The following is a 9,246-nucleotide window of genomic DNA, read 5'->3' on the forward strand; positions in this document are numbered from 1 at the left end:
CTGTCATGAGCCGCAGGGTTTCCTTCCTGGCGGATCAGCGGGGCGCCGCCGCATTGGAGGTGCCGGCCATCTGGCTTTTTCTGATGTTGATCATCCTTCTGCCGCTTGCCGACATTGCGATCGCCGGCTTCCAGTTTATCTCCGCGCGGCAGGCATTGCGTAACTTCGGGCAATCGATCCTGTATTCTCCGCCACCAGACGTCACGAACGCGTCCTCCTGGTCGTCAACCGCGACGGCCAAGGCCGACAGCAAGTATCCGATTTCCAGCATTCAGCTCATTTGCGGCGAGAGCAATGCTGCCTGCACGTCGGCTAACTCCGGTCCCGACCAACCGAAATACTACGTGTACTCAACAACGATCACGTTGGCGCCGATCGTAACGAGGACGTGGTTGTGCAACAGCACTAATAGCAATCCCTGTTCGTTCACCCTGTCTTACTCAGAGCGATTTCAATAGGACGCCCCATGCGCAACATCCTCCGCTCCCGTCGAGGTTCAGTCGCATTCGCAACCGTCATTGCCCTGGTGCCCGTGATCGGATTTGTGGCACTCGGCGGCGAGGCTGGATCGTGGTACGTCACCAAGCAGCGCGCCCAGAGTGCAGCCGATGCGGCCGCCTATTCGGGCGCCTTGCGGCTGGCTTGCGACACCGCTCCGCAGCCCGGCGTATCGTGCAACAACACACAAGCCTATGATTACCGCGGCAAGCAGGCTGCAGCCCAGAACGCGTTCTGCAATTCCGGCGACACGTCCTATTCCGGATCCAAATGTTCGACGAGCCTTGGGAGCGGAGTTTCGCAGACCGTGCAGGTCGCTTCGCTGACCTCGTGGAACGGGGCCGCGGGGACCTACGTCCAGGCCACCATTAGCCAGCAGCAGCCGGCATACATCGCCAAGGCGCTCGGCTTGTCGACGATCACCGTGGCCGCGACGGCAGTCGCCAAGATTGATAGTATGGCGAAGCCTCCATGTGTGCTGGCCTTGAAGGACTCTGTTACCTTTCAGGGTAGTCCTACCGTATCGTCGACGACGTGCGGTATCTCGTCGGACAGTTCCGCGTCAAACGCGATCGGCTTCGTCGGCAATAACGGCATTCAGGTGAGTGCGCCGAGCTACACGGTCGGCGGTTGTTCCCAGACGGGCGGCAGCCAATGCACGGGCGTGCAAACGTATCAGCAGCCAATCCCCGATCCGCTCAGTGCAGTCGGCACGGCGTTGGCCAAGTTGAAGACATCGGATTTCCCCGGCGGGACAGCGGGGCAGTGCGCCTCATTGCAGTCGTATGAATCCGGTTCCTGCTGCAATGCGCCGACCGGCAACCTGAACCTAAGCGGCACATTAAACGGCACGTACTACTTCTGCAGCGGAACCATCAAGATAAGCAGCTCTTCGACGACTGTTACATCCGGAACGCTTGGCGCCACCTTGATACTGATCGGGAGCGCAACGCTGTCGGTCAATGGCGGCCCGTTGATCCAGCTCACGGCAGTGAAGAATCCTGCGGGGCCGCCGGCGCTTTCGTCAGTTCTGAGCAAGATGGTAGACTTGGTCATCTATGATGGTGAGGCGTACACGAAGGGAGGCGTTACTCTCACCGGTAACTCAAGCAGCTATTTCAATGGCACGGTCTATATACCGAACACTCCCGTCACTTACGGAGGCAACAGCCTGTCGACTGCCCCCAGTCCGGGTTGCTACCAGGTCATCGCATACGGTGTGACGTTTCAGGGCGACACGAAACTGGACAACAGCAAATGCAAGTCAGACGGGGCAGCCACGCCTACAGTTCAAACCGTGCGTTTGATGCAGCAATGGCAATGAAAATACCCGACCAGCGCGGCGCCGCGGCGTTTGAGTTTTGCATCGTCGCCATGGCGATTTTTGCGTTGATCTTTGCCATCTTCGATCTCGGACGCTACGCCATCGCGATGCAGTCGTTGCGGGCGCTCGCAGGCGCTGGTGCGCGGGCAGCCATGCTCGACACTTGCTACAGCGACGCAGCACTCAAGACAGCAACCAGCGTCACCTGTAGCGGTGACTACCTGCCCGACGCGACGAAGCGAGCGCTTGCCCCATTCCTCTATGCCAACAGTCTCACGCCCACAGTGACGACGGTGACGGGAACGTCTCAAGTTACAGTAACCGCGTCGCTGCAAGGGTTCACCATGATGTTTCCGACGATATGGGGCTCATCGTTCAACAACCCGAGCGCCTCCACCAAGATTCCACTGCCGAACTGAGAGAGCTTGCGTCCGCCGGGTTTCCCCGGGAGCACGTGAAGCGAGAATCACGGAAGCCCCGGACCGAGCCAGTCACCTCAACAGACCGATCTGATTTGTCCGCTTCTAGGCTGGCAACGTCAGCAATCGCGCCGTGCGGCAGGCCGGCGGGCAGCCGGAGTGGTGCGCGCTGGCAACATCGGGGAGTTTTCTCTTGCGTTGCCGCAACCCGGCGACGGTCTTTCCTTGCAAACCACGCATGGCAGGGGATTATCCATAGGTCGCGTTTTGCGGCTGGCGGGTGCCCGGGACGGGCCCGGGCGGAAGGGGTCACTCCCTGCCCAGCGCGCCAGGAACGGGAATTTGTAGGTAACTATTTGTAATCGGACGCATTGTAAGCTCCACGGCGTAGTGTGCATGGGAGAGTGATCCGGACGCCGGGGGAGCCGTAAAATTACGGATGGCCGCGATATTCGCGGTGGAGGGGATTCGAAATGGGTAGCGGTCGCGTATGGGGTAGCGCGGAACGTGGTCTCTTCGCCTTGAGCCTGGTGGCTCTTGGCAGTGCGCTCGCCTTTTTCCCGTCCGCTGATCGCGCGCGGGCGGCAGAGCGGCGGGGCTCTTCCAGCGGCGTCTTTGTCAGCGAGATGAACGACGTCCAGCGCGTCAGGGTGACGGTCAACAAGTCACGCACCTTCCGGGTCGACACGCCATTTTCGTCAATCGTCGCGGGCTCGCCCGACATCATCGACGTGAAGTCGCTGACCGACCACCTGATCTACGTCCAAGGCAAGAAGACCGGCACCACCAACGTCATCCTGTTCGACAGCTCGATGAAGCAGATCGGCATTCTCGACGTCGAGGTGACCATCGACGTCACCAACGTGCAGCAGAACATCCAGGCCGGCACCGGCACGCGCGGCATTCGCGTTTCTTCATCTGAAGGCCAGGTGGTGCTGAGCGGCGTGGCCGCCGATGCGGTCGCCGCGGAGCGGGCGCTGACGATTGCCAAGGGCATCGTTCCGCAGGGCGGCATCGTCGTCAACGCCATGTCCGTTGCCGCGCCGCAGCAGGTGATGCTCGAGGTGCGCTTCCTCGAGGTCAACCGGCAGGCCGGCCGCGACCTCGGTGTGAACCTCTATGCGGCGAACGCGAACGGGACCAATGTCGGGAATACGGGGACTGGCGGCGTCAGGACAGCAGGGCGTGTGCCCATTGGTGGCAACTCGATAAACAGTAATAGCAGTGTGACCGTCAACGGAACTACCACGACAACTAGCACAACCAGCAGCGATAATGTGGGTGCCTATCCGACTGGTAGCCTCCCGATACTCGGTACATTGGGAACGCTCGCCGGCGCCGCCGGCGGCATATCTCCAGCCCCGTTTGGAAGTCTGCTGACCAGCATCATCAGGACCAGTAACGGCGGCTCGGTCGATCTGCTGATTACGGCCCTGGAAACCAAGGGATTGGCTCGCCGGCTGGCGGAGCCGAACCTGACCACGCTGTCCGGAGATGCCGCGCGCTTCCTGGCCGGCGGCGAGTTTCCGGTGCCGATTCCGAGCAACACAACGAGCGGTTTTCCCACCGTCACGATCGAATACAAGAAGTTCGGCGTCGAACTGGCCTTCGTGCCCACCGTGCTGTCGCGCGGCGTGATCAACCTGCGGGTCGAGCCGTCGGTCAGCGAGCTTGATTTCAACAATGCGATCACGATCCAGGGCACCAGCGTCCCGGCGCTGACCCGCCGCGACGCGCGCACCACGGTGGAATTGCGCGACGGCCAGAGCTTTGCGATTGCCGGCCTGCTGCAGACCCGCAACCGCCAGGACGTCTCGCAACTGCCTTGGATCGGCTCGGTGCCTGTGATCGGCAGCCTGTTCAGCAGCAAGTCCTATCAGCAGGAAGAAACCGACCTCGTGATCATCGTGACGCCGCGGCTGGTGGCGCCGGCGGTGCCCGGCCAGCAGTTGGCGTCGCCACTCGACTCGCGCCTGCCGGCCAATGACGTCGACTTCTTCCTCAATGGCCAGATGGAAGTCCGCAAGCGCTACGACGACTACGTCAATTCCGGCGGCGAGGTGAAAGGACCCTACGGCCACATCATCGCGCCCAACGCGATCGTGCCCGTTCCGCCGCCGGCCGTTGGTGCAAACCAGCCGGTCGTGAAGACCCTGAACTAGAGGAGGCGAGGGATGACCATCAGGTACCTGGCACTGCTCGCACCCGTCCTGCTCGGCGGCTGCTACGGGGTTGCCGGTCATGACGAGATGGACCGCTATTTCCAGCGCTCCGACACCATCACGATGAGCGCCGGCAACGCCAAGGAAGTCAATGCTGCGACCCACACGATCCATCCATGGCCACGGAATGTCAGTGACCGCCGGATCGCGTACGACGCGCGGCGCACCGGCGGCGCCGTGACGCGCTACGGCTATCAGCAGCGCCCGCTGGATCAGCTTCCCGACATGGGCAATCCGACCGAAGCGATGGGCCAGCCGCCGCCCGTCACCACAATTCAGAATGTCAACGCGACCGGATTGGGCGCGGGGACCGGAGGATCGGTGGCCGTCGGGGTCGGAGGCGGCAGATAAGGAGCCGAAGACCTCAGCCCCTCGAGCGCTGCCGCCCGCGTTGGATCGGGCCTGATCGAGCAAGGGGCGGAGGCTTTGGAGAAGGCTTGGGAATTGAGACGTGAGGGTCTGGCGCTGAGCTGTTCGGCAGGCCGCCTGTTACTCGTAGGTTGTTTCGAGATGGTTTTTGGGATGATGCAGGTGGTTCGCCGGGGCCGGAGCGTGGGACGCGGATTGCGTCGTCTCATTCTACCGCTCGCCTGTTGCTGGCTGGCCGCAGGCCTTGCCGCCTGCGATTACACGACGCGGGAGGCCGCCATCGTCGCGCCCGTAGACCCGCCGGGCGGCGACCCCGTGCAGGAGCCGACCGACGTCAAATACTATCCCTCCGACGAGCCGGTGCGGGTCGCCCTGGAGCATTTCAACCGCGGCAATTACGGAATGGCGCAGCGCTATTTCAAGGACGCGGTCGAGAAGTCACCGAAGGACGTCACCGCCTGGGTCGGGCTTGCGGCGAGCTATGACCGGATCCGCCGCTTCGACCTCGCCGATCAGGCCTATGCGCAGGCGATCCGCCTCGGCGGCAAGACCGTCCAGGTGCTGAACGATCAGGGCTATTCCTACATGCTGCGCGGCAATCTCAGCGCAGCGCGGCGCAAGTTCGAGGAGGCCTATTCGCTCGACCCGGGCAATCCGGTGATCGCCAACAATCTCGAACTGCTCAACGGCAGCCGGAAGTTCATCGAGCGGCCGCCGAACAACCAGCCGTAGCCCGATCATTTCGGCCGATAACGTGCCGTCAACGCTATCCGGCCGGGGGCGGCCCGCGCCGGAAGCCGTTAAGACTAGTTAAAAGGTTTCGGGCCTAAGACAAGCCAGTCATTTTCTGACCATGGCTTGTTTCATGAATCGCCTTTTCAAGCTGCAATTCCTGGGACCCTGCGTGCTGTTCGCGGCGACGCTTGGCGCCGAGCTGGCGGCGCTGGCCCTGCAATATGCGCCGAGTTCCGAACTGCTCTGGTTCGTCAATCTCCGGATCTTCGGCATCTTCCAGCGCAGCCACGCATTGCTCGGCTCGCTCGTCGGGATCGACGGCTTGCAGTTTTTCGGCGTCGCGCTGCCGCTGTTCCTGCTGGCCTGCCTCGGGCTTGTCGTCAGGGCAAGGCCTGCGTTCACCATCGCAACTCACCTCAGCGCAGGCTATGCGGGCTTTCTGGTCTACGCCTGGCAGTACGGCGTGCCCACCTCGGCGCATGCGTCGCTTGGACCGGTCGCGGTGCCGACCGGCGCCGGGTTGTACGTGATGGCGACCATTCTTGGGGCTTGCCTGCTGTCCTTTGCGATCACGCATCTGCTTTATTTCCAGGCAGTGGGACAGGAAATCTGCGCGTTGGCCAGGTGGCTGCGACCCCGCTGGACGATTGCGTCGACCGCTGCCTGATCAGCGTCGGCGTCAACGCGCGCCGCGCTTCCAGATGACGTGGATTCACAATTTGATTTGGCTCCAGCCATGAAGCCTGCGGGCTTCTGCATCATCGCGCGCAAGCCAAATGCGTACTCTACGTTAGATAGATGTCATCATAGAGTTCACGCAAAGGTAGAGACCGATCGGGCCGCCCGCATCCGGCAGGCCGCCGGCCCATCGTTAAAAAGTGGTTTACAATTAGAAATGCAGGTGTTTAGCTATTGACTTAATGCAGTGAATTGTTGCGTGCCCACGTCGACGGGGCTGTGGTTGAGGTCAAAGGTTGCGTAATGCGACGTAAGGACGAGCAATCGTCATAGTCGGCTGGAACGTGCCTGATCGGCGCCTCCGGCTATTTTTATTTCGAGTGCAAGTAATTTTGGGTGGATGCGGTCGCTGTCGTTGGAAGCACGTTGGGTGCGTCCACGACGTCAAGTGCGATCCGCAGGTGATTATTGCGGTGCACCCGGGAGGGTAGCCTGATGATTGATTTGGAATGACGTTGGCAATGCCTGGCCCGTTCGGGCCGACGAACTTCTGAGAAACCGCGTCTGTCGAGTTGGCCGCCGTCCGTGGAGCACCCGCTTCCGCGGAGCGCGCGATTGCGCGTCAACATCGAGCCGGTCGGAATTTTCTGGAAATGGAGCGTGCCCGTACTGCCGTGAAAAAATGTGAGCAGGGAGATTTGCTATGGCGACGTACAAATTCGACTCCGCGACCGGTACCTATGTCCTCAGCGACGACCTGCTCCTGGTCAGCACCGATCTCTCCGACTACGCACCCGGATCAACGGCGACCTTCACCGCGACGAAAGTCGCGCCAGGCGGCGCCGTCCAGTTCACGGTCTGGCATTCGATCGGCCCGGGCCCGGATGGCATCTGGGGCACGATCGACGATCAACTGGGCGCGCCGCTGAGCGGCGGAGATCCCTGGATCGTCACCGACGGCGGCGCCGGCGATCTCGACGGCGTCGTCAACGGCACCATCACGACCTCATGGTACGTCAACGCCGACGCGGCCAACCAATCCTTCCTGCTGACGGCGGACGAGCCGGCGCTCGGCCTGAAGGCGACCACGAGCTTCACCGATTCGACGCTGGTCGACCTGACGTTCCAGACCACCAGAACGATCACCAGCGGAACCGTGACGGCAATCTTCTCGAGCGATCAGGTCACAGTCGGTGCCGGTACGGGTCTGCTTGACCCATTCTCTCAGATCGGCGGCAACACCGATCAGGTGCAAGGTTACAACACCGACTTCAACGACTTCCTGCTCGACAACGCCGGCAAGGGCGGCACCAACTTCATCCATTCGCTGAAGCTTTCCGACCTGCCGATCGAATTCGTCAATGGCGTCGGCTACTATCGCTTCGAGCTCGATATCAATCAGCTCAACGCCGCCGACAAGTCCCTGCTGTCGCTCAACGCGCTGCAAATCTGGCAGGCCAACTCCGCCACCTTGAACGACTACGCCCCCGGAGCCACGCCAGCCGCCGGCACCGGCGCGTTTCCGGCCGCTGACAACGCCACGTTGATCTACAATCTCGACGCGGGCGGCGACAAGTTCATCGGGCTCAACGGCAGCCTGCAGTCGGGCAGCGGCAACACCACCGACATGACCATGCTGGTCCCGATCAGCGCGTTCGACACCAGCAAGACCTTTGTCTACCTGTATTCGGCATTCGGCTATGAGCCCGGCACGTTCGACTATACCTATATCGACAAGCAGGGGGAGCACTCGGCCACCAGCCAGTGGACCAACAACGACGGGTTCGAGGAATGGAACCGGCAGATCGGGCAGGTCATCGACGGCCACAAGTTCAATGATCTCAACGGCGATCACGTCTGGCAGACGGCGACCGAGCCGGCGCTCAACGGCTGGACCGTTTATCTGGACTTCAACAACAACAACGTTCTTGATCCGGGTGAACCGTCGGTCGTCACCGGCAGCATCGACCTCGACAACGATGGCGACACCACCGATGCCAACGAGATCGGCTATTACCGGTTCTTTGTCACCCCGGGCACCTATACGATCCGCGAGATTCCGCAAGCGGGATGGATCCAGTCGGCCCCCAACAACGCGGAAGGTGAGTTCAGCGTAACGTTGACCGATGGGCAAGACGCCCACAATCTCGATTTCGGCAATTTGCAGACCGGCTCGATCAACGGCATCAAGCTGCTCGACGCCAACGCCGATGGCGTAAAGCAGGCCGGTGAGAACACCCCGATCTCCGGGATCACCATCAACCTGTACAAGGATCTGAACGGCGACGGTGTGCTGCAGGCCGATGAGCGCGACGGTGTGCTCGATAACGACACCCAGGACTCCCCGTTCAAGACCACGACGACGGCGGCCGACGGCACCTGGTCGTTCAATAATCTCCCTCCTGGCAAGTACATTGTCGAGGAAGTGCTGAGCGGTGGCTATGTGACGAAGGACAACGTCGACGTGGCCATCACGCTGGCCTCCGGCGAGACCCACGGGGTCGATGCCGGTACCACCTTCATGAACTACAAGCCGGCCTCGGTGAACGGCATCAAGCTGCTCGACGCCGACGCCGACGGCGTGCATGACGCCGGCGAGAACACGCCGATCTCCGGGATCACCATCAACCTGTACAAGGACCTCAACGGCGACGGCGTGCTGCAGGCCGATGAGCGCGATGGCGTGCTCGACAACGACGCCCAAGACTCGCCGTTCAAGACCACCACGACCGCGGCCGACGGCACCTGGTCGTTCAGCAACCTCGATCCCGGCAAGTACATTGTCGAGGAGGTGCTGAGCGGCGGCTATGTCACCAAGGACAATGTCGACGTCGCCATCACGCTGGCCTCGGGCGAGACCCACGGGGTCGATGCCGGTACCACCTTCATGAACTACAAGCCGGCCTCGGTGAACGGCATCAAGTTGCTCGATGCGGACGCCGACGGCGTTCACGACGCCGGCGAGAACACGCCGATCTCCGGGATCACCATCAACCTGTAC

8 protein-coding genes are annotated in these 9,246 nt (G+C 61.7%); all 8 read left to right on the plus strand.

The genetic code is table 11. The features are described from left to right. Positions 1 to 5: 5 nt before the first annotated feature. Positions 6 to 458, plus strand: coding sequence for a hypothetical protein (locus CI41S_RS19750; RefSeq protein WP_139861204.1), 453 nt, complete (start codon positions 6 to 8; stop codon positions 456 to 458). 8 nt (positions 459 to 466) lie between these two features. After that, positions 467 to 1,822, plus strand: coding sequence for a pilus assembly protein TadG-related protein (locus tag CI41S_RS19755; protein ID WP_139861205.1), 1,356 nt, complete (start codon positions 467 to 469; stop codon positions 1,820 to 1,822). Next, positions 1,819 to 2,241 carry a TadE/TadG family type IV pilus assembly protein gene (locus CI41S_RS19760; RefSeq protein ID WP_139861206.1) on the plus strand — a complete coding sequence of 141 codons (423 nt, stop codon included), beginning with the start codon at positions 1,819 to 1,821 and terminating at the stop codon, positions 2,239 to 2,241. Before CI41S_RS19755 ends, CI41S_RS19760 begins: the two co-directional genes overlap by 4 nt. 473 nt (positions 2,242 to 2,714) lie before the next feature. Then, on the plus strand, positions 2,715 to 4,403 hold the full coding sequence (locus CI41S_RS19765) for a type II and III secretion system protein family protein (protein ID WP_139861207.1): 1,689 nt from the start codon (positions 2,715 to 2,717) through the stop codon (positions 4,401 to 4,403). 12 nt (positions 4,404 to 4,415) lie between these two features. After that, complete coding sequence (locus CI41S_RS19770; protein WP_139861208.1) at positions 4,416 to 4,814, plus strand: hypothetical protein; 399 nt, start codon at positions 4,416 to 4,418, stop codon at positions 4,812 to 4,814. Positions 4,815 to 5,027: 213 nt separating this feature from the next. After that, positions 5,028 to 5,564, plus strand: coding sequence for a tetratricopeptide repeat protein (locus tag CI41S_RS19775; RefSeq protein WP_172628112.1), 537 nt, complete (start codon positions 5,028 to 5,030; stop codon positions 5,562 to 5,564). 172 nt (positions 5,565 to 5,736) lie between these two features. Beyond that, positions 5,737 to 6,234: a hypothetical protein gene (locus CI41S_RS19780; protein WP_244626606.1), complete on the plus strand. Its 498-nt coding sequence runs from the start codon at positions 5,737 to 5,739 to the stop codon at positions 6,232 to 6,234. 714 nt (positions 6,235 to 6,948) lie between these two features. Next, positions 6,949 to 9,246: SdrD B-like domain-containing protein (locus CI41S_RS19785; RefSeq protein WP_210242677.1), on the plus strand; the 2,298-nt coding region annotated here is incomplete at its 3' end.

Source organism: Bradyrhizobium ivorense, from assembly GCF_900696085.1.
Lineage (GTDB): Bacteria > Pseudomonadota > Alphaproteobacteria > Rhizobiales > Xanthobacteraceae > Bradyrhizobium > Bradyrhizobium ivorense.

What these genes read in the sequence shown, in the direction of transcription:
- CI41S_RS19750 (WP_139861204.1), top strand. Translation starts at nt 6, where the DNA reads ATGAGCCGCAGGGTTTCCTTCCTGGCGGATCAGCGGGGCGCCGCCGCA.
- CI41S_RS19755 (WP_139861205.1), top strand. Translation starts at nt 467, where the DNA reads ATGCGCAACATCCTCCGCTCCCGTCGAGGTTCAGTCGCATTCGCAACC.
- CI41S_RS19760 (WP_139861206.1), top strand. Translation starts at nt 1,819, where the DNA reads ATGAAAATACCCGACCAGCGCGGCGCCGCGGCGTTTGAGTTTTGCATC.
- CI41S_RS19765 (WP_139861207.1), top strand. Translation starts at nt 2,715, where the DNA reads ATGGGTAGCGGTCGCGTATGGGGTAGCGCGGAACGTGGTCTCTTCGCC.
- CI41S_RS19770 (WP_139861208.1), top strand. Translation starts at nt 4,416, where the DNA reads ATGACCATCAGGTACCTGGCACTGCTCGCACCCGTCCTGCTCGGCGGC.